Raw genomic sequence first — 20,403 nt, forward strand, 5'->3', positions numbered from 1 at the left:
CGGTTTTGCGTGGTATGAAAATCTGCTGCTTACCGGCCCGGGTTATTGCAGCACAATCCGCTGGGCCGACAGCACTTGGCCTGCAGGTGCCAGCACGCGCAGGAAGTACAGGCCCCGGGCCAGGTGGCCAACTGGGAGAGAAGCGGTTTTGGTGGAGCCCAGCGCCCACTGCCCAACCCGGACGCCCCGGCTGTCGAACAAGGCGGCTGTGGCGCCGCCGCTGGCCGGCAGGTGCAGCAGGGCAGTTGCCGGATTTGGATAGGCGCTCCACACCCCGCGGGCGGCCGTGGCTGGCCCCGTAGCGGAGAGGGGCCCTGCTCCACTCGTGTTCAGAAACGCCGCTACGCTGTTGCCATCCAGGTCCACGCTCACCAGGTCCGGGAGGGCGTCGCCATCAAGCTGGCCCACAGCCATATCCCAGCCGTAGCCGAAGAGCGGAATTTCGGGCAGCGCCGAGAAGCTGGTGTTGCCTACATTCTGGAATACCTGCACCCGGTCGATGCCGCTGCTGGAAACCAGCAAATCCACGAAGCCGTCCCCGTTGAGGTCGGCGGCCTGTACTTTGGTGGAATTCTGGGCCGTTGTGAACGTTTGGGCCGGCCCGAAGCGGGTGCCTGCCTGGTTTAGCCGTAGTTGCAGGGCATCGTCGGTGCGGATGAGCAGGTCGGGCCACTGGTCGCCGTTTACGTCGGCGACCAGCACCTGCTCGGTCTGGTTGGGCGTGGAGTACGTGACGAGCGGCGCAAATGCGTTGTTTCCCAGGTTGCGCATCACGCCCACCGTCGAGGCGTTGTACATCGGCAAGGTCAGCACCAGGTCGGGGCGGCCGTCCCGGTCTACATCGGCGGCCTCAATGGAATGCGGGAAGGAGCCGGTGGGTAGAAAAATGGCCTGACCCAGCTGTCCGTTGTTGTTCAGAAGCAGGTCAATGCCGAAGTTGCCATAGGTAGGCTCAGAACCGGCTACGGCCACGTCGTAGCGGCCGTCGCCGTTGAAGTCGGCCGTCGTGACGCCCCCGATACCGTTGCCGGAGCGCTGAATCCACTGCGTGTTGCGGGTCGGGAAGCCGCCCTGCCCATCGTTGGTGTAAACCGTGAAGGTGGAGTTGCTGTAGTGCGTTATCAGAATCTCGGGGCGGTTGTCGCCGGTGAGGTCACGGGCTACAATAAAGCCCGGCCCCAGCCCGGAAATACCCCAGGCCCGGGCCGGCCCGAAATGGCCGTCGCCGCGGCCCAGCAGCACGCTCATGTCGCCGGCCGAGCCGCCGAAGGAGCCGCCGGCCACGGCGGCATCCAGCAGGCCGTCGCCGTTCAGGTCCGCCAGCGTCACGCGCGAGCCAAAGTGGCTGAGCACCGACGACGAGGGGCTTTGGAAGAGACCGTTGCCCCGGTTCGGCATCAGCGTCAGGTTGTGCTGGCCGGTGGAAGCGGCGTCAGCGCTGAGCAGGTCGGGGCGGCCATCGCCGGTAAAATCGGCCACAGCTACATCCTGCGGGCCACCGCTGGTCAGGTAGTGGCGGGCGGTGCCGAAGTAGCCCGTGGCCAGGCCCGGCAGCACCGTCACGCTGTTGCTGACGTCATTGCTTGTAATCAGCTCCAGCCGGTTGTCGCCGTCCAGATCGGCGGCGCGCATAGCGGTGGGCAGGTTGCCTACCCGGAACCGGATGCCCGGCGCCAGCCCGAAAGGATAGCCCAGGAAAACTAGCACCTCGTTCTGGTTGGGGTCGAGCTGCGCCAGGTCGGTCCGGCCGTCCTGGTTGAAGTCGGTGGCCAGCACTTCGGTGCCGTACGTAGCGGCCGGCAGCGACGACGACACCCCGGAACTGAACGTGCCGTTGCCGAGGCCATATAGCGTCCGGATGCTGCCCATGGGCGTGCCAGGCTGCGAAAGAAGCAGGTCCAGCTGGCCGTTGCGGTCAATATCAACCGTTGTAATACCCTGAAAAGCCAGGCCCCCCATTGTAGGCAGGGCAGTGAGCGTACCCGCAGTGCTGCCTACAAATACCTGAATAGAGCCGTTCAGAGTGCTGGCCGCCACAATATCGGGGTTGCTGTCGCCGGTGAAGTCGCCGGCCAGCAGGTGGGTGGGGTTGGCGAAAAGGCCCATGCCCAGGGAAGTGGCCGCCGCAAACGTCCCATTGCCGGTATTGAGCAGCACCGAAATAGAGGCGGCAGTACGATTGCCCACCACCAGGTCGGGGCGGCCGTCGGCATTGAGGTCGGTGGCTACCAGGGCCTGCGGACCCCGCTGCACGGCATACGGCGTGGCGGCGGCAAACACGCCGGCCCCCCGGCTCAGCGTCACGCTCACCACGTTCTGCGTTTCGCAGCTGGCCGCAATGTCGGGCCGGCCGTCGCCGTTGAAGTCGGCCGTGGCGAGATGGTAGGGCTTACCGGTAACAGGGGCGGTGCGCAGGCCATCGGGCAGTTGAAAACTGATGCTCTGGGCCTGCAGGGCGCCCGACAGAAGCACGGTAGCGCCGGCCAGCAACGGGTAGCGAAGCAGCATAGAAGAAGGAAAAAGAAAAAAAGGAAATAGAAAAATAGCGGCGCAAGGTATCAGATGGCGGGCAGAAAATTGGTATCCTCCCCATACCAACCGGCGCAGCCTTATCGTTCGAAATAACCCGACGGGCCAGGGCAGAAGCGCAACTCAAGCGGGTTTTTCGCTACTTTTGGCCATATCCGGCCCTACTGGGCCGCTTCCCGTAACGCCGAGCAATGAAGTTTATCCCCCGGATTGCGCTGGCCGCCTCCCTTAGCGCCGCGGCGCCGCTGGCCGCCCAAGCCCAGCAAACCCAGGTGTTCGCCTCCGACGAGCGCCATTTCCAGGAAGGCCTGGAGCTGTTCGACCGTGGCAAATACGGCGCCGCCCAGCAGGCCTTCCAGCGCTACCTCGACCTCACGCAGCGCCGCACCGGCGAGCTGCGCGACCGGACCATCGACGCCGAATACTACTACGCCGTAGCTGGCCTCTACCTGTTTCACCCCGACGCCGAGGACCGGATTCTGAGCTTCGCCACCCAGAACCCGGCCCACCCCAAGGCGGCCGTGGCGTTCTTCGAGCTGGGCAAGTTCTACTTCGACAAGAAGGACTACGCCAAGGCCATCGACTACCTGCAGCGCGTGGGCGCCGACAACCTGACGGTGGAGCAGCGCGCCGAGTCGGAGTTTAAGCTCGGCTACAGCTATTTTGCGCAGAAGGAGTTCGACAAGGCCCGCCTGCAGTTCGACCGCAACAAGCAGGGCACGCACGAGTACCGCTACGCCAGCTCCTACTACGCCGGCTACCTGGCGTTCCGGGCCGGCGACTACCCCGGTGCCCGCCGCGACCTGGCCGTGGCCGAGCAGAACGACGCTTACCGCCCCGTGGTACCGGCCGTGATGAGCCAGATCTATTACAAGGAAGGCGACTTCGACGGCCTCATCGACTACGGCACCAAGGCCCTGGCCCAGACTCCGCCGCCACAGTCCAGTGATGAAATCCAGCTTCTGGTAGGCGACGCCTACTACCAGAAGCAGGATTTCAAGCAGGCCGCCGAGTATTTCGACAAGTATGCCGCCGGCCGCAAAAAGATAGAACCGGAGGTGCAGTACAAAATCGGGTACGCCAACTACAAGCAGGGCGACTTCAAGGGAGCCATCGGCTCCTTCAAAGGCGTGGCGGCCCGCCGCGACTCGCTGGGGCAGAACGCCGCCTACCACCTGGGCCTGAGCTACCTGCAAACCAACCAGAAGCAGCTGGCGCTAAACTCGTTTGACGCGGCCCGCAAAGCCACGTTCGACAAGAACATCACCGAAAACGCCACGCTCAAGTACGCGCAGATCAACTACGAGCTGGGCAACACGCCCGAGGTAATTACCACGCTCAAGGACTTCGGCAAGAAGTACCCGCGCTCCAAAAACCGCGACGCCGCCGACGACATCCTGAGCGAGAGTTTCCTCAACTCCTCCGACTACGCGCAGGCCCTCAACTACCTCGACAACCTCGACGACCGGAGCAGCAAGCTCAACGCCACCTACCAGCGCGTGGCCTACCTGCAGGCCGCTACGCTCTACAACAACAGCCGCTACTCCGAGGCCCTGCCGCTGCTCGACAAGAGCCTGAAATACCCGCAGGACGACGCCTTGCGCGCCGCGGCGCAGGTGCTGAAAGGCGAAATCTACAGCGTGGGCCAGAAGTACCCCGACGCCATTACGGCCTACACGGCCGCGGCCCGCACGGCCCGGCAGGGTGGCGTGGATGCCGACGAGAAGGTGTTCGAGCAAAAGGCCCGCTACGGCCTCGGCTACGCCTATTATAATACGCAGCAGTACGACCGGGCCCGGCCGCAGTTCCAGGCCTGGCTGCAGGACCCGGTGGCCAAGCCCGCCGACCCCAACTACTACGACGTGACCCTGCGCCTGGCCGACACCTACTACGTGGCCAAAAACTACCAGCAGGCCCTCGACCTCTACAACAAGGTGATTACGGCCAACGCCGCCGACAAGGACTACGCCTACTACCAGAAGAGCGTGGTGCTGGGCTTGCTCGGCCGCCGCGACGAAGCCGCCCAGACGCTGGGCACGCTGCTGCGCACCTCGCCCACGTCGCGCTACGCCGACGATGCCGTGTACCAGCAGGCCCAGCTCGACTTCGAGGCCGGCTCGTTTCAGCAGGCCGTGGATGGCTTCTCGAAGCTGATTGCCAACCGCCCCAACTCCCAGCTGATTCCGCAGGCCCTGCACAAGCGCGGCGTGGCCTACGCCAACCTGGAGCAGCACGAGAAGGCCGCCACCGACTTCAAGCAGGTGCTGAGCCAGTACCCGCGCACCAAGGCCGCCAGCAGCGCCATCTACTCGCTGCAGGAAAGCCTCTCGGCGCAGGGCAAGACCGAAGAGTTCGACCAGTATCTGGCCCAGTTCAAGCAGCAGAACCCCGACAGCAAGGCCACCGAAAGCGTGGAGTTTGAAGCCGCCAAGTCGCTGTATCTGGCCGAGAAGTATGCACAGGCCATTCCGCGCCTGGAGTCGTATTTGAAGCAGTACCCCGACAACGCGCTGGCCGCCGATGGCCGCTACTTCCTGGCCGACGCGCTGCTGCGTACCGGCAAAAAAGCCGAGGCCCTGCCCAGGCTGAAAGCCGTGGTGCAGGAAGGCAAGTCGGAGTTTGTGAACCGCGCCGTGGGCCGCGTGGCGGATCTGGAGTTCGAGAACAAGAACTACCCGGAGGCCATTATCTACTACGGCCGTTTGCGCACCTCCTCGCAGAACAAGCGCGAAATAGCCAACGCCGGGCTGGGCCTGATGAAGAGCTACTACGAAAGCGGCGACCTGGAAGGCACGCGCCGCGTGGCCACCGAGCTGCAGGCGCAGGCCGCCTCGCCGACGGCTACCAACGCCGCGCTGCTCTACCTGGGCAAGGCCAGCTTTAAGGCCGGCAACTACGACCAGGCCATCACGGAGCTGAACACGGCCGCCACCACGGCCGCCGCCGATGAAAGCGGTGCCGAAGCCCAGTACCTGGTGGCCGATGCGCTGTTCCAGCAAAAGAAGTACCCCGAGGCGCTGGACGCGGCCTACAAGACCAACACCTCGAACTACGAGCTGTGGCAGGGCCGGGGCTTCCTGCTGATTGCCGACATCTACGCCGCGCAGGGGGAAAACTTCCAGGCACGCGCCACGCTGAATTCCATCATCGACAACAAGTTTCCGGTGGCTGAGGTAATTGCCGGCGCCAAGCAACGGCTGGCCGCGCTGCCCGGCGAAACCCCGGCCGGCGGCACCAAAGCCCCGGCCACGACGCCCGGCAAAACCACGCCCGCCAAGCCCGGCACTACCAAAACCACGCCTGCGCCGAAAGGCAAAACCGCCGGCCGCAGCTCCCTGGTGCCCAGCACCACCCAGCCCACCGACACGGTTACCAACCGCACGGATGGGCCCGTGGGCGAGGAGGAATAGGAGTGAGGAGGCTGCTTGTCTGCTGAAAATAAAAATTTGAATCTTAACTGGTTGCTGCCGGCGTGCTAAACCACTGCCTGTAGGTAAGCCCCCCCTGACTATATGACGCTTCACCCGTCGAAACTGCTGGCTCTGGCCGGACTGCTGGCTGCCGTGCCGGCTGTGGCGCAGGCCCAGCCTACGCGCACCACGCCCCGGGGCAAAATCGAAGAGGCCGAAATTGAGATTGTGAAGGAGCGCGTCAATCAGCTGCCGGAGGCGGCCCGCAACTTCGAAAAAATCAAGATTGACCCGCCGGCCAAAACCACGGCCAAGGTGCCCTACACCTACCCCGATTTCAAGCTGCCCGCCGACCTGCTCAACCCCTCGGTGCGGGTGCTGACCATCCGGCAGGAAGAGCTGGCTCCGCAAACCGGCAACTACCTGAAGGCGGGCGTCGGCAACTACGGCACCTTCCTGGGCCGGGCGCACCTGCACAACACCCGCAGCAACTCCGCCTCCTACGGCCTCGACCTGAACCACCTGTCCTCGGCCAGCGGCCCGATTGACAAGAAGAACTCGGGCCAGAGCCGCACGAGCCTGGGCGTGCACGGCGAAACCTACAGCGGCGCCACGGCGCTGGGCGGTAAGGTAGACATCGGGCGCGAGCGGTACAACTTCTACGGCTACAACCGCAACCGCCCCGACCTGCCCACCGCCGACAGCCTCAAGCAAACCTTCTTCCGGGCCGATGCCAAGGTGTATGCCCGCAACCGCGCCACCGATGCCGCTTTCCAGTACGACGTGGCCCTGGGCTTCCGGCACTGGAACGACCGGTTTGAGGCTAAGGAAAACAACATCTACGCCGAGCTGCGCTCCAGCTACGCTCTGGGCGAAACGAGCCGCGTGAGTGTCAACGGCGACCTGTCGTTCATCTCTTTCAAGGACTCGCTGAGCTACAGCCGGCCTCTGGTGCAGGTGACGCCCGCTTATGAGCTGACGCTGAACCGGCTGGCCGTATCGGTAGGGGCCACACTGGGCTACACCGGCGACACCATCCGTGACGTGTCGCAGTTCAAGGTTTTCCCGGCGGTGCGGGTGGCCTACACCGTCACGGAAGACAAATTCGTGGTGTTTGGCGGCCTGGGCGGCGGTCTGCAGCGCGTCACGATGTACGACCTGACCACCGAAAACCCCTGGCTGGCCCCCAACCAGCGCGTGGCCGACACCCACCGCGGCCCGACCGTGTTTTTCGGCTTTAATGCGGCCCCGGCCCGGGCGCTGGAGGTGAATGCCAAGGTGACGCTCAGCAACGACCGGAACCTGTACTTCTACAACAACTCCCGCCGCGACTCCACCAAGTTCGACCTCGTCTACGACAAGAAGGCCACGCAGCTGCTCAACATCCACGGCGAAATTGTGTATAACGCCGCCGAGAAAACCCGTATCGGACTCAAGGCCGACTACAACGGCTACAACGTGAAGACGCTGGCCCAGCCGTTCCACCGGCCCGCGTTCCAGTCGGTGCTGTTTGCCACGCACAACGTGTATGAGAAGCTGCTGCTGGGCGCCGAATTGTACACGTATAGCGCCAGCTACGGCTCCGGCTACAAGCCGGGGTCTTTCGATCCGGCCTTCGTGCCCGGCCGCGAAATCGTGCGCTCCACCGACTCCGTCATCGACCTGAACCTGAAGGCAGATTACCGGATTATGGAAAATCTAAGCATCTTTGCTCAAGGCAATAACCTGCTGGGCCGTAAATACGAGCGGTTCCTGAACTACCCGGTGAAAGGAATCAACGTACTGGCAGGAGTTACCTACGACTTTTAATCTGCGCTTTCAGCCTACGGAATCGTCTGTCAGCCTGCTGCCTGCAGCGGCCGGCAGACGATTTTACGGCCCTGAGCAATTTCTATCCCAGACCACACCACCTTGCCGCTATCCGACCACATCCGCACGTTGCTCCGGGACCATGACTGCGTCATCATCCCTGATTTTGGCGGCCTGATTGCCGACTACGCTTCCGCCCGCATTCATCCGGTGCGCCATACGCTGGCCCCCCCGGCCAAGCGCGTAGCCTTCAACCAGTCGCTGACCCGCAACGACGGGCTGCTGGTAGATGCGCTGAGCCAGCACCTGAATCTGAGCCCGGCCCAGGCCCGGCAGATGATCCGGGAGGCCGTAGCCCGCATGCAGCAGGAGCTGGAAACCGGCCAGCGCACCGAGCTGAGCGGCATCGGCATCTTCCGCCGCTCGGCCGGCCGGGGCCTGGAGTTTGAATACACGGGCACGGATAACCTGCTGTCGGCCAGCTTTGGGCTGCCGGAGCTGGTGTCGCGGCCGGTGCGGGCCACGGATGCGCTGAACTCGCGCGAGCGGCAGCCCGCCGTGCCGCAGCTGGCCACCGTGCGCCGCCGGGCTTCCCGCGCCGTCTACAATGCCCTCACGGCAGTGGTAGTGGGCTTAATGTTCTCGGCCAGCTATATGTTTGCCGACCAGCAGGGGTATCTACCCGAGTCGCTGCGTCTGCCGGCTCGTCTTTCGGTTTTTGAAACCCGCCCAGAGCAGGCTCCGACTACTACGCAGGCTGCCGAAGCTGGTGTCAGCCGGCAGCAGGCTACGCTCACGCCCGCCGACAACTTCGTGGCCAAGCGCCCGACTACTACGCCGGCGGAGCTACCGGCCGCTACTCCCGCCGCCACGCCGAAAGCGGCCGCCGCTGATGTGCAGACGCCGGCCGCTGCCAAACCGAAGGCGGCCGCTAAGCCGGCCGTAAAAGCACCGGGCTGGGAAAAGGCCCGCGCCACCAATGCAACTCCGGTAGCGGAAACCGCGACAATTAAAAGCCGCACGGGCCGTTACTACGTAGTGGCCGGCTCCTACACCAGCCTCGCCAACGCCGAAAAAGGCCGTCAGGCGCTGGTGCGGCTGGGCCACCCGGCCCGCGTGATTCTGCCGCAGGCCGGCAGCCGGCAGTTCAAGCTCTCCGTTGCCGACTACGCCGACCGGACTTCGGCCGACCGTCAGGCTACCATTCTGCGCAAGCGGATGGGCTCTTCTCTCTGGGTACTCAATTACTAGCATGACCTTTTTGCTTTCTCTGCTGCTTCAGATGCAAGTCGGCAGCACGCCCAATGCCGGCGCTGCCGCTGCTGATTCCACCGCTACTGCTGCCAATGCGGCTGCCAACGCCGCCGCCGCCGACCTCTCGCTGATTGACCTGATTGTGAAAGGCGGCTGGATCATGCTCCCGCTGTTTTTGCTCTCATTTGTCTCGCTCTACATCATTATCGAGCGGTACATCACCATTCGCCGGGCGGCCTCGGTGCCGGAGTCGTTCATGCCCGGTATCCGCAACCTGATGGTGAAAGGCGACCTGCAGGGCGCCAAAATGCTCTGCGCCCAGACTGCCACGCCGCTGGCCCGCATGATTGAGAAGGGTATCCGCCGCATCGGGCTGCCGCTGAAAGATATTGAAGCCAGCGTCGAGAACGTGGGCAAGGTGGAAATTGCGCGCCTCGAAAAGAATATCAGCATCCTGGGCATCATTGCCGGGGTTGCGCCGATGCTTGGCTTCGTGGGTACCATCATCGGGGTTATCAAGATTTTCTACGCCATTTCGGCCACCGGTGACTTCGGTATTGCGCAGATTTCGGGCGGTCTGTACACCAAAATGGTGACTTCCGCTGCGGGCCTTATCGTGGGTATCATTGCCCACATCGGCTACCACTGGCTCAGCATCATGGTCGAGCGCCTGGTGTTCCGCATGGAAAACTCGGCCATCGAATTCATGGACATTCTGCAGGATAATTAGTGAATGATTGAATGAGTAGATGAGTGAATGCCGTTTAATTGGCCACTGGTGTCTGCCCATTCACTCATCCACTCATTCAATCATTCGCTCAAATGAATCTCAGCCGCCGTCGTAAGCTTTCTTCTCACGTTGAGACTGGCTCGATGAATGACATCATGTTTTTCCTGATGCTGTTCTTCCTGATTGTCTCGACGATGGTGAACCCCAATATCATCAAGCTGATGCTGCCCAATGCCAAAAGCAGCAAGCAGATGATGAAACAGCCCATTACCATCTCCGTAGATGGGGCCGGCCAATACTTCATCGACCGGCAGCCGACTACCGCGCAGCAGCTGGAAGGCGAGCTGCAGCGGCGCATACAGGGCGCCGAGAGCCCCACGGCCGTATTGCGCGTAGATGCGTCGCTGAACGTGCAGAAGCTGGTTGATATCCTGGAAATCGGCAACCGGCTCAAGATTAAGATGGTTATGGCCACCCAGGCGCAGCAGGCCGCCGGGAAATGATTTTGAGGAGTTGATTGTTTGCTGTGCTGGTGTGCCGATGGTGAAGCATCTGACCAACACCTTCAGCAGACCTCAGCACATCACCACATCAAAAAGCAGCACCTCACCCCAATGGACTACCGCGAAGAACACCGGAAAGAAGCTTTGCTGGGCACCGTGCTGCTGCACGCGGCCCTGGCGGCGGTGTTCTTTTTCACCGTCTTCAAGGGCCCCGACCCACCACTGGAAGCGCTGGGCGGCGACGGAGTGGAGCTGAACTATGGCGTGGATGAAGCCGGCTCCGGCGACGTGCAGAGCTTGGCCACCGCCAACGATTCCAAGAACCGCGAAGACAGCCGCCCGCCCGCTTCCAACCCCGACCCGCAGCCCACGCCGCCCCGGCCGCAGACGGCCCCGCCCGTGCCGCAGCAGGCCGCCGAAGCCCGCACCGTCACGAGCGAAGCGGAGGAAAGCCCGGTTGCAACGCCGCCCGTGGAGAAGCCTTCGCCGGCGCCGAAAGAGGAGGTGAAGGAAGCCCCTAAGCCCGTAGAACGTCCTCGCACGCTCTACACACCGAAAGGCAGCGCCAACGGGGGCGGCAACGGTGTGAACGGCAGCAGCAACGCGCCCACCGGCAACAACAACGGTGACCGTCCCGGCTCCGTAGGCGACCAGGGCGACCCGAATGGCTCCCTCGATGCCAAAGCCCTGTACGGGCAGCCGGGCTCGGGAGGCAGCGGCAGCAGCCCCGGCAGCGGCGGCCTCGAAATGAGCGGCTGGGCCTTCGTGAACCGGCCCACGGCGCCCGCCCTGGATAACAACTCCGGTTTCGTGCGCTTCAAAATCAAGGTAAGTGCCGACGGTGAAGTGGAAGCCGTAACGAAAGTATCCGGCAACGTGTCGGCGGCGCAGGAAAAAGCCTGCCGCGACGCGCTGGAAAATGCCGAATTCCGCCGGACTAACTCGGCCAATGGCGGGGCTACCGGCTTCTACACCTTCCGATTCACGGTGCGCTAGTCCGCGCTGCGTTTCAAGTACCAGGCCGCCGGCCGGAGCAATCCGGCCGGCGGTTTCGTTTTATGGGCGCTGTGGGAACCGGACGCACCGCTACCTTTGCCGCATGTGCAGCCCGCACCCGATGGTCCGGCTACACGAATAATCATCCTGCGTTGCCAAGGCCATGACCTACGCCGAAACCCTTGAGTATCTATACAGCCAGCTGCCCATGTTTCAGCGGGTGGGAGCGGCGGGCTACAAGCCCGGTCTGCAAACCACCGAAAAGCTGGCGGCGGCTATGGGCAACCCGGAGCGGCAGCTGCGCTACGTGCACGTGGCGGGCACCAATGGCAAAGGCAGCAGCTCCAATCTGCTGGCCGCCGTGCTGCAGGCCGCCGGCTACAAAGTTGGCCTCTACACCTCACCGCATCTGAAGGAATTTACGGAGCGCATCAAGGTGAACGGGCAGGATCTGGCCCCCGATTATCTGGTGCAGTGGGTGGCACGCTGGCGGCCGTTGTTTGCCGAGCTGCAGCCTTCGTTCTTCGAAATGTGCGTGGCATTGGCGTTTTCGTATTTCGCCGAAGAAAAGGTGGATGTTGCCATCATTGAAGTGGGGCTGGGTGGCCGGCTCGACTCGACCAACATCATCACGCCGCTGGTGTCGCTCATCACCAACATCAGCTACGACCACCAGAACCTGCTGGGCGATACGCTGCCCCAGATTGCCGCCGAAAAAGCTGGCATCATCAAGCCCGGGGTGCCGGCCATCATCAGCCAGACCCAGCCCGAGGTGCGGGCCGTATTCGAGCAGAAAGCCGCCGCGGAGCACACGACTTTGCTATTTGCCGACCAGCATTACCGCGCTGAGCTAACCAAAGAGCCCGCGCCGGATGAGGACTTCCAGCAGCTGGCTACTACCCTCGACGGCCAGCCGCTGCTCGATACGCTCACCCTCGGCTTAGTGGGCGACTACCAGCGGCTGAACCTGCCCGGCGTGCTGGCTGCGCTGGATGAGCTGCGGCGACAGGACTTCGTGATTCCGGAAGAAGCCGTGCGCGAGGGCCTGCGCGACGTGCGCCGCCTGACCGGCTTCCGGGGCCGCTGGACCATCCTGGGCCGCCGCCCGCTCGTTATCTGCGACACGGGCCACAACGAGGCGGGAATCCGTTTCATTGTAGAGCAACTGGCCCGGTTGCCGCAGCGGCATTTGCACTTCGTGCTGGGCGTCGTCAATGATAAGGACGTGTCGAAGATGCTGAGCTTGCTGCCTCAGAAAGCCACGTACTATTTCTGCCAGGCTGATATTCCGCGGGCTTTGCCGGCCACCGAGCTAGCTGAGCGTGCCGCCGCTGTGGGCTTGCAGGGTGCCGTGTGGGGGCCGGTTCCGGCTGCCGTGGCTGCCGCCCGTGCCGCCGCCGGCCCCGATGAGGTGGTGTTCATTGGGGGTAGTACCTTTGTAGTGGCTGAAATCGAGGAACTGTAGAAGCCGGCTACCCTTGGCCCCAGATATAGGTCCTTGCGTTGCTGAGCCGATATCCAAGAACAGCATCACCCCGAAATTCTTTTCCAGTGCCCCGCATCAAACTCCAACGCTTCGCCGAAAATGCCGAACGGCCCGATATTGTAGAACCCGGCAAAGCCAACTATGAACAGCTGCGCGGCCGCTGGCACCAGGAGTTCTTCCACAACGACCACCCGATAACACTGGAGGTAGGTTGCGGCAAAGGCGAATACACCGTGGGGCTGGCTGCCCGCTACCCCGAGCGCAATTATTTGGGTCTCGACATCAAGGGCGAAAGAATCTGGCGCGGCAGCAAGCGGGCCGAGGCGCTGGGCCTGGCCAACGTGGGCTTCGTGCGGATGCGCGCCCACGACCTGCTCCAGCACTTCGCGCCGCACGAGCTGGACGAAATCTGGATTACGTTTCCCGACCCGCGCCCCCGCGACCGGGACATCAAGCGCCGCCTGACTGCGCCGCGCTTCCTCGGCCTGTACCAGCAACTGCTCCGGCCCGGTGGCCTCGTGCACCTCAAAACCGACAACGAAGGCCTGTTTGACTACACGCTGGAGGTGTTGGCCGAGCGGCCCGGTGTTACCGTTCTGGCGCAGACCAAAGACCTCTATGCCACTCCGGAACTGCTGCCGCACGCCGAGGACATCGAAACCAACTTCGAAAGCAAATACCGCGCGCAGGGCGTGCCCATCAAATACGTGCAGTTTCAGCTGAGTTAGCCGAAACTTCGGGAGTAAAAAAGCCGGGAGCCGATGCGTACCTTTTCGCATTAACGCCCGGCTTTTCCTATTACGCCCTGTCTTATGCGGCCACTTCCGGTAATATGCACTGCCCATCTGTTTGCGGGGCTGGATGCGCACCTGCTGCGCCTACTTCGGTCACTGGCGCCGGCCGACTGGGAGCGGCCCACGTTGGCCCCGCAGTGGTGCGTGCGCGACGTGGCCCTGCATCTGCTCGATGGCAGCCTGCGCACGTTGTCGATGCTGCGCGACGGCCATTTCGGCGCGGGCGCCCCGGCCAGCCCGAAGTACGCGGATGTGGTCGGCTACCTCAACCAGCTGAACCACGACTGGGTGAAAGCCGGGCAGCGCCTGAGTCCGGGTGTTATTACGTGGCTGCTGGAACTGAGCGGGCCGGCTTACACCGCCTACCTCAACTCGCTGGATATGCACGAAACGGCCGTGTTTCCGGTAGCCTGGGCCGGCGAAGAAACGTCACTTAACTGGTTTCACGTGGCCCGCGAATACACCGAGAAGTGGCACCATCAGCAGCAGATCCGGCAGGCAGTGGGGCAGGAGGCGCCGCTGCTCACCGCGGAGCTGTATCATCCTTTTCTGAGCACCTGCCTGCGGGCGTTGCCGCACCACTACCGCCACGTAGAGGCCGAGCCCGGTACGGTACTACAGCTCACCATCACGGGGGAAGGCGGCGGCACCTGGTATCTGCGCCGGCATGAGCTAGGCTGGGAACTGGGCACCGACTACTCCGGCCAGGTAGCGGCCAGCAGCACGCTGACCGGCGAGGTGGCCTGGCGCCTGTTCACGAAAAGCCTGCCGCGCTCCATAGCTGCCGGGTATCTGCAGACCACTGGCAATGCCCGGCTGGCGGAGCCGCTCTACAGCCTGACAACGGTGATGGGCTGATGCAGCCGGCTTAGGCTTCAAGCTCCTCAAACACGGCTTCCATTTCGGAAAAGTCGCGCAGGCCGGGTTTGATTTCGTCGCCGCCTTCCAGCACAATGCCCACCGGCCGCACTGTCTCGACGAGGCGCCGCACCGAGCCGCCGGTGCTGGCCCCGAAGCCGGCGCCCAGCCACAGCGGAAACATGCGGGCCTGCTGCGTGAGGCGGGTAATCTGGATGGCAGACAGCGTTTCGGTGGTCGGGGCCGTCAGCACGAAGCCGGCTACGTGGTCGGTCTGGGCCTGAAAGCGGCTGTCTACATCTTCGGGCAGCATATCGGAAATCCAGCGAATGAGCTTCAGGACGGGGCGGCTGAGCAGGGCCAGCTCTTCGGGCGTGCGGCGGCGGTGCAGCAGAATGCCGTGCAGGCCGCAGCGTTCCGCCAGCTCGTTGATGGCGGCTGCCGGCAGCGTATCAAACTCGCCCACCAGTTCCACGCCGGCCACCCAGCTGCTGATTTCCTGCACCGCTTCCGGCGTCAGATGCCCGGGCAGGGCGGGGTCGAGGCGAAAAGTGAGGCGGTCGGCGCCCATACCGGCGCAGTAGCGGGCATCGGAAAGGTTGTTGATACCGCGCACCAGCACGGACGTAAGCAAAGCCATAGCAAAGAAAGGTTGGCGCCCGCGCCCTCCGGTACTGGAAAGCGCCGGCAAGGGCAGTCAGAACACGAAAGTACGGAATCCGGCCCGCTGGCAGCCACCCCCGGCCGACTTTCCCGCCAAGTAGAAACTCCGACTGGCGCGGCTGTGTTATCTTTGCCCCGCGGCCGCGGACCTTGACTCCACGGGCGCCTTCTTCTATGACGCACTCTGCACCTTCCCCAACGACGCCCGCCCGCGGGCGCGTTCTTGTCGCCATGAGCGGCGGTATCGATTCATCCGTAGCGGCCGTGCTTCTGCATGAGCAGGGCTACGAAGTGGTCGGGATGACCATGAAAACCTGGGACTACGCCTCGGCGGGCGGCTCCAAAAAAGAAACTGGCTGCTGCTCGCTCGACAGCATCAACGATGCCCGCCAGATTGCGGTGGAGCTGGGCTTTCCGCATTACATCATTGATATCCGCGACGAGTTCGGCGACTTTGTTATCTCCAACTTCACCGAGGAATACCTGGCCGGCCGCACGCCCAATCCGTGCGTGCTCTGCAACACCCACATCAAGTGGGACGCGCTGTTGCGCCGGGCCGACCAGCTCGGCTGCGAGTTCATTGCTACCGGCCACTACGCGCAGGTACGCCACGAAAACGGCCGCTACGTTATCAGCAAAGGCCTCGACGAAAACAAAGACCAGAGCTACGCGTTGTGGGGCGTGAGCCAGGAAAGCCTGAGCCGCACGCTGTTTCCGCTGGGCCAGATGCGCAAAACCGAAATCTACGACGAGGCCCGTCGCCGCGGCTTCACGGAGCTGGTCAACAAGCCCGAGAGCTACGAAATCTGCTTCATCCCCGACAACGACTACCGGGGCTTCCTGCGGCGCCGGGTGCCGGGCCTGGAAGAGCGGGTGGCGGGCGGCAAGTTTGTGCTGCGCGACGGCACGGTGCTGGGCACACATGAGGGCTACCCGTTCTACACCATCGGGCAGCGCAAAGGGCTGGGCGTGGCGCTGGGCTTTCCGGCCTACGTGACGGAAATCCGGCCTGATACCAACGAGGTGGTACTGGGCAATTTCGATGATCTGGCCAGCACGCGCACCACGGTCAGCAAGCTGAACATGGGCAAATACGCGTCGCTGGAAGGCATGGGGCTGGTGCCGAGCCGTACCAAAGTGCGCTACAACCACAACGGTGGCGCCGCCGCGTTTCTGGAGCAAGTCGGCGACAAAATCCACGTTTACTTCGAGGAGCCCGTGCACGCCGTGACGCCCGGCCAGGCCGCCGTGTTCTACGACGGGCAGGACGTCATCGGGGGCGGCTGGATTGAGCGGCACACCATCGGCGAAACTCCCGTATCTTCGGCAGCGGCAGCTGCGTTATAAGCCGCAACTTACCCGCGCTATGGCCTCACTATCTGTTTCTACTGTGCTTTCCGGAAAGAATATTCGCCGCTGGCTGGCGCCGGCGCTGCTGGCCGTGGCGGTGGCCGGCTGCAAAGAGGAAACCGAGCAGGTAGAGCCGGTAGATACCAGCTACTATCCGGTGCAGGTAGGCGACTTCCGCATCTATGAGGTGACGGATACCACGTGGCTGCGCAACGTCAAAACCATTGCCCGCTACCAGTTCCGGGAGCAGGTAACCGAGCAGTATACGGATGCCGCCGGCCGCCCGGCCTTTCGGGTACTGCGCTCCAGGCGCACCACGCCCGCCGAGGCCTGGCGCTCCGATAGTGTGCTCGTAGTAAGTCCCTCAACCACCAACGTGCTGGTGACGCGCAACAACCGCCGCACCGTGGAGCTGGTGTACCCGGCGCGCACGGGCTACTTCTGGAACCTGAATGCGTTTAATGAGCTGAACCCTATCGAGAAGAGCGACATACACTTCAAGCAGGTAGGGGAGCCATTCACGACAACCAACGCAGCTGGCCAATCCGTGACGTACCCAAGCACGGTGATGACGGCGCTGCGCGAAACCGACGCGGAAGAAGGCGGCGAGTACATCAACCTGTACTACTACTACCGCAACCGCCAGGTGTACGCGCCGGGCGTGGGGCCGGTGTACCGCAGCCGCCGCCGCTTCATCTACTGTGCCGACGGCAGCTGCATTCCGACGCCCAGCTACATCCATAGCGGCTCGGCCCGCACGGAGATACTGCTTGAATCAGGCAGATAGCCGGACTCGGGTCATCTAGATTTTTTAAAAGCCGTTCTGCACCACGTGCAGAACGGCTTTTTCATTGTGCCCAAGCTAAAGCCGGAATCTTACGGCCAGCTGCGCAAACCGGAGTATGAGGCCGAATTCGTATCTTCCGGCACGTCCTTTAGCCCTACATTACATGCGTCTTTCTTACTCCGTGCTGCTGGGTGGCCTGGCGGTAGCTGCCGCGCTGGCTTCGCCGGCTTCTGCGCAGGCCCAGCCCAACGCCGTGCGCAAGCACCTGGTGTATTTCCGCGACAAAGCGGGCACACCTTTCACCGTTAGCCAGCCCCAGGCGTTTCTGTCGGCGCGGGCCGTGCAGCGGCGCACCCGCCAAAGCATTGCGGTGCAGCCCCGCGACCTGCCCGTAACACCAGCCTACGTGGCGCAGGTGCGGGCCGTGCCGGGCGCTACCGTGTGGTATACGTCGCGCTGGTTTAATGCCGCCGTGGTATCCTGCGACTCGGCCACGCTGCGCAACCTACAGGCGTTGCCGTTCGTGCGCAGCGCCACTACGCTCAACCGCACGGCTGCCGTAACGCCCTCCACCCCCCGGCCTCGGAGCTCAGAGGATGCCCAGGACCCGCAGCAGCGCACCCAGGCCAACCCGGTCTATGGCATTGCCTATCAGCAGGCGCTTATGCTGGGGGCCGTAGACATGCACAACGCCGGTTTCCGGGGCGAGGGAATGCAGATTGCCGTGTTCGATGATGGATTCCCCGGCGTCGATCAGACGTCGCCGTTTGCTTCGATGCGCAATGAGAACCGACTGGCCGACGTCTACAACTTCGTGGAGCGCAACACCGCCGTGTACGGCCGCGACAGCCACGGCACGCACTGCCTGTCTACGATGGCGGCCAACGAAACCGGCCGGTTTATCGGGACGGCGCCCAAAGCCACGTACCGGCTCTACCTCACCGAAAATATTGTCGGCGAAAACCCGATTGAGGAAGTAAACTGGCTGCTGGCCGCCGAACGGGCCGATTCGGCCGGGGTGGATGTCATCAGCTCCTCGTTGGGCTACAGCAGCTTCGATACGCCCTACGGCAACTACACCTATGCCGATCTGAACGGCCGGACGGCTATTTCGACGCGGGCAGCCAGCATTGCTGCGCGGGTGGGTATGGTGGTCGTCAACTCGGCCGGCAACGAGGGCAACAGCGCCTGGCAGCGCATTCTGGCCCCCGCCGACGCCGATTCCATCCTGGCCGTTGCGGCGGTTGACTCGTTCCGCAACCGGGTCGGGTTTAGCTCTATCGGGCCCAGTGCCGATGGCCGCATCAAGCCCAATCTGGCCAGCCAGGGCCATCAGACGGCCATTGTGAACGTATCCGGCGTGCCAACGCGGGGCAGCGGCACCTCGTATGCCTGCCCGGTGCTGGCGGGCGTAGTGGCGTGCTTCTGGCAGGCCAACCCAACGCTGAGCGCGCAGCAGGTCATCAGCTTTATGCAGCGTTCCGGCTCCCAGTATGCCTCGCCCGACAACCTGCTGGGCTACGGCATTCCCAACTTCGTGACGGCCTACAACCTCGCCAACCCCGGGGCCCCGCTCTCCGCCGACAGTCCAAAAGCCGCCACGGGCCAGTTGTTTATTTATCCCAACCCGGTCCGAAACAACGAGCTGTACCTGCAGCTGACCGATGCTTTTCAGGGCAAACCGCTGCGCGTACGGTTTTATGACGCCCGCGGGGCGCTGGTAGCCGAGCAGGCGCTGGCCGCAACCGGTTCCGCCGAAGTTCGGCTCACGCCCGGCCCGCTGGCCAAAGGCGTCTACACCTGCGACGTATCGGCCGGCGAGCAGGTGCGCCGCACCGTGCGGTTTGTAAAGCTGTAAGCCAGCTGGCGCAGTTGGTTTCTGCTGAAATAACCAACTGTATTAGTAGTGAAAGCAAATAATTTTAGTACCTTGGAAAGGAATTCGGACGAGCCGCATTCCTTTCTTTTTTCAGGGGAGCAGAACTCCCACAATCCGCAATACCATGTTGCAAATGATGATTTCGAAGCGTCTGGGGCGTCGCCAGTTCCACTTCACCGTGTCCGGTAACAACCTCCACGAAGTGGTGAGTGAATATGAGCGGCTGAGCTTTCCGGATGTAGCCAAGTGCGGCATCTGCGGCTCCGACAACCTCGACCTGACGGCCCGCGTGGCGCAGGACAAGTTTAAATACACCTCCCTGCGCTGCCTCGACTGCCGCGCCGACGTCACGTTCGGCAAGCGCCAGGAAGACGACCAGACCTACTTTCTGCGCAAAACCGAGGACGGCAAGCTGGACTGGCGCGCGTACGAGAAGACGAATTAAGCAGCGAAGCTGCTGCTGAGTTATTACAACGGAAAAAAAGCGTCGGGCGGCAACGTCCGGCGCTTTTTTTCTGTGCCCGGTGGTCGGGGCCGGGTACCAGATGCGGCCACTGGTCGTTACGGCAGGAGCAAGGCACGGCAGAACTCAGGTTTTTGCTTTGTGCGGCTACTCAACTACTCAGTTACTTTCTACCTTCGCGGTATGACTCTGAACCGCCGCCGGATGCCGTTGCTGGCTCCTTCTTTGCTTGCTGCCGACTTCGGCAACCTCCAGGCTGAAACTGAACGTTTGGCCGGCAGCGCCGCCGACTGGCTGCACTGCGACGTGATGGACGGGCGCTTTGTGCCCAATATCTCCTTTGGCATTCCGGTGCTGCAGGCCATTCACCGCCACGCCAAGCAGCCGCTGGACGTGCACCTCATGATTGAGGAGCCCCAGCATTACCTGAGCGCCTTCCGCGACGCCGGGGCCCACAACATTACGGTACACTACGAAGCCTGCACCCACCTGCACCGCGTGATTCAGCAGATTAAGGCCCTGGGGTGCCGGGCCGGCGTGGCCCTGAACCCGCACACCCCGGTTGGAGTGCTGGAAGACGTGGCCGCCGACCTGGACCTGGTGTGCGTGATGTCGGTGAACCCGGGCTTCGGGGGGCAGGCTTTCATTCCGAACACCATGCGCAAGGTGGCGGCCCTCAAGGAACTGCTGGTGGATAGCGGCTCCGATGCGCTGATTGAAATAGACGGCGGCGTAACCCGCGACAATGCCTCAGCGCTGGTGGAAGCCGGAGCCGATGTGCTGGTTGCCGGCTCGTTCGTGTTCAACTCGCCCGACCCTGTGGCAACGCTGGCTGAGCTGTGGGCCCAACTCGCGGCTACCGTAGGGGCCGCAGAACAGGAGGAACGCTAGT

Annotated in this window: 16 protein-coding genes; 14 read left to right on the top strand and 2 right to left on the bottom strand. The window is 63.1% G+C overall.

Annotated features, from left to right (window positions below):
* Positions 1 to 42: 42 nt before the first annotated feature.
* A complete protein-coding gene (locus tag BUE15_RS16270) occupies positions 43 to 2,508 on the bottom strand; it encodes a T9SS type A sorting domain-containing protein (protein ID WP_073287510.1) in 2,466 nt (821 codons plus the stop codon).
* Positions 2,509 to 2,720: 212 nt separating this feature from the next.
* Between BUE15_RS16270 and BUE15_RS16275 the strand changes: the two genes are divergently transcribed.
* The 9 genes from BUE15_RS16275 (at position 2,721) to BUE15_RS16315 (ending at position 14,369) form a co-directional block, all read left to right on the top strand.
* On the top strand, positions 2,721 to 5,939 hold the full coding sequence (locus BUE15_RS16275) for a tetratricopeptide repeat protein (protein ID WP_073287512.1): 3,219 nt from the start codon (positions 2,721 to 2,723) through the stop codon (positions 5,937 to 5,939).
* A gap of 102 nt (positions 5,940 to 6,041) precedes the next feature.
* Positions 6,042 to 7,748 (top strand): hypothetical protein, encoded by a 1,707-nt coding sequence (locus tag BUE15_RS16280; protein WP_073287515.1) that lies wholly within the window; start codon positions 6,042 to 6,044, stop codon positions 7,746 to 7,748.
* Positions 7,749 to 7,850: 102 nt separating this feature from the next.
* Positions 7,851 to 8,999, top strand: coding sequence for an HU domain-containing protein (locus BUE15_RS16285; protein WP_073287518.1), 1,149 nt, complete (start codon positions 7,851 to 7,853; stop codon positions 8,997 to 8,999).
* A gap of 1 nt (position 9,000) precedes the next feature.
* On the top strand, positions 9,001 to 9,732 hold the full coding sequence (locus tag BUE15_RS16290; protein ID WP_084549123.1) for a MotA/TolQ/ExbB proton channel family protein: 732 nt from the start codon (positions 9,001 to 9,003) through the stop codon (positions 9,730 to 9,732).
* Positions 9,733 to 9,824: 92 nt separating this feature from the next.
* Positions 9,825 to 10,235, top strand: a complete 411-nt coding sequence (locus BUE15_RS16295; protein ID WP_073287521.1) for an ExbD/TolR family protein — start codon at positions 9,825 to 9,827, stop codon at positions 10,233 to 10,235.
* Between the two features lie 111 nt (positions 10,236 to 10,346).
* Positions 10,347 to 11,231, top strand: coding sequence for a hypothetical protein (locus tag BUE15_RS16300; RefSeq protein ID WP_073287524.1), 885 nt, complete (start codon positions 10,347 to 10,349; stop codon positions 11,229 to 11,231).
* A gap of 163 nt (positions 11,232 to 11,394) precedes the next feature.
* Entirely contained in the window at positions 11,395 to 12,696 is a 1,302-nt protein-coding gene (locus BUE15_RS16305; protein ID WP_073287526.1) for a bifunctional folylpolyglutamate synthase/dihydrofolate synthase, read from the top strand.
* 86 nt (positions 12,697 to 12,782) lie between these two features.
* Positions 12,783 to 13,445, top strand: coding sequence for a tRNA (guanosine(46)-N7)-methyltransferase TrmB (trmB, locus tag BUE15_RS16310; protein WP_073287529.1), 663 nt, complete (start codon positions 12,783 to 12,785; stop codon positions 13,443 to 13,445).
* An 84-nt stretch (positions 13,446 to 13,529) separates the two neighbouring features.
* Positions 13,530 to 14,369, top strand: coding sequence for a maleylpyruvate isomerase N-terminal domain-containing protein (locus BUE15_RS16315; protein ID WP_073287531.1), 840 nt, complete (start codon positions 13,530 to 13,532; stop codon positions 14,367 to 14,369).
* 10 nt (positions 14,370 to 14,379) lie between these two features.
* Here BUE15_RS16315 and trpF read toward each other — a convergent pair whose 3' ends face one another.
* A complete protein-coding gene (trpF, locus tag BUE15_RS16320) occupies positions 14,380 to 15,009 on the bottom strand; it encodes a phosphoribosylanthranilate isomerase (protein ID WP_073287534.1) in 630 nt (209 codons plus the stop codon).
* 197 nt (positions 15,010 to 15,206) lie between these two features.
* Between trpF and mnmA the strand changes: the two genes are divergently transcribed.
* The 5 genes from mnmA (at position 15,207) to rpe (ending at position 20,402) form a co-directional block, all read left to right on the top strand.
* Positions 15,207 to 16,379: a tRNA 2-thiouridine(34) synthase MnmA gene (gene mnmA, locus BUE15_RS16325; RefSeq protein WP_139252355.1), complete on the top strand. Its 1,173-nt coding sequence runs from the start codon at positions 15,207 to 15,209 to the stop codon at positions 16,377 to 16,379.
* Positions 16,380 to 16,398: 19 nt separating this feature from the next.
* Positions 16,399 to 17,169, top strand: a complete 771-nt coding sequence (locus tag BUE15_RS16330) for a hypothetical protein (RefSeq protein ID WP_139252356.1) — start codon at positions 16,399 to 16,401, stop codon at positions 17,167 to 17,169.
* A gap of 163 nt (positions 17,170 to 17,332) precedes the next feature.
* Positions 17,333 to 19,027 carry a S8 family serine peptidase gene (locus tag BUE15_RS16335; protein ID WP_073287543.1) on the top strand — a complete coding sequence of 565 codons (1,695 nt, stop codon included), beginning with the start codon at positions 17,333 to 17,335 and terminating at the stop codon, positions 19,025 to 19,027.
* 154 nt (positions 19,028 to 19,181) lie between these two features.
* On the top strand, positions 19,182 to 19,493 hold the full coding sequence (locus BUE15_RS16340; RefSeq protein ID WP_139252357.1) for a hypothetical protein: 312 nt from the start codon (positions 19,182 to 19,184) through the stop codon (positions 19,491 to 19,493).
* Between the two features lie 201 nt (positions 19,494 to 19,694).
* Entirely contained in the window at positions 19,695 to 20,402 is a 708-nt protein-coding gene (gene rpe / locus BUE15_RS16345; protein ID WP_073287549.1) for a ribulose-phosphate 3-epimerase, read from the top strand.
* Position 20,403: the final 1 nt, after the last annotated feature.

This window comes from Hymenobacter psychrotolerans DSM 18569, from assembly GCF_900142395.1.
GTDB lineage: Bacteria > Bacteroidota > Bacteroidia > Cytophagales > Hymenobacteraceae > Hymenobacter > Hymenobacter psychrotolerans.

Excerpts from the sequence above, each read along its gene's own strand:
- BUE15_RS16270 (WP_073287510.1), bottom strand. The coding sequence starts at position 2,508 with ATGCTGCTTCGCTACCCGTTGCTGGCCGGCGCTACCGTGCTTCTGTCG.
- BUE15_RS16275 (WP_073287512.1), top strand. The coding sequence starts at position 2,721 with ATGAAGTTTATCCCCCGGATTGCGCTGGCCGCCTCCCTTAGCGCCGCG.
- BUE15_RS16280 (WP_073287515.1), top strand. The coding sequence starts at position 6,042 with ATGACGCTTCACCCGTCGAAACTGCTGGCTCTGGCCGGACTGCTGGCT.
- BUE15_RS16290 (WP_084549123.1), top strand. The coding sequence starts at position 9,001 with ATGACCTTTTTGCTTTCTCTGCTGCTTCAGATGCAAGTCGGCAGCACG.
- BUE15_RS16295 (WP_073287521.1), top strand. The coding sequence starts at position 9,825 with ATGAATCTCAGCCGCCGTCGTAAGCTTTCTTCTCACGTTGAGACTGGC.
- BUE15_RS16300 (WP_073287524.1), top strand. The coding sequence starts at position 10,347 with ATGGACTACCGCGAAGAACACCGGAAAGAAGCTTTGCTGGGCACCGTG.
- BUE15_RS16305 (WP_073287526.1), top strand. The coding sequence starts at position 11,395 with ATGACCTACGCCGAAACCCTTGAGTATCTATACAGCCAGCTGCCCATG.
- BUE15_RS16315 (WP_073287531.1), top strand. The coding sequence starts at position 13,530 with ATGCGGCCACTTCCGGTAATATGCACTGCCCATCTGTTTGCGGGGCTG.
- trpF (WP_073287534.1), bottom strand. The coding sequence starts at position 15,009 with ATGGCTTTGCTTACGTCCGTGCTGGTGCGCGGTATCAACAACCTTTCC.
- mnmA (WP_139252355.1), top strand. The coding sequence starts at position 15,207 with ATGACGCACTCTGCACCTTCCCCAACGACGCCCGCCCGCGGGCGCGTT.
- BUE15_RS16330 (WP_139252356.1), top strand. The coding sequence starts at position 16,399 with ATGGCCTCACTATCTGTTTCTACTGTGCTTTCCGGAAAGAATATTCGC.
- BUE15_RS16335 (WP_073287543.1), top strand. The coding sequence starts at position 17,333 with ATGCGTCTTTCTTACTCCGTGCTGCTGGGTGGCCTGGCGGTAGCTGCC.
- BUE15_RS16340 (WP_139252357.1), top strand. The coding sequence starts at position 19,182 with ATGATGATTTCGAAGCGTCTGGGGCGTCGCCAGTTCCACTTCACCGTG.
- rpe (WP_073287549.1), top strand. The coding sequence starts at position 19,695 with ATGACTCTGAACCGCCGCCGGATGCCGTTGCTGGCTCCTTCTTTGCTT.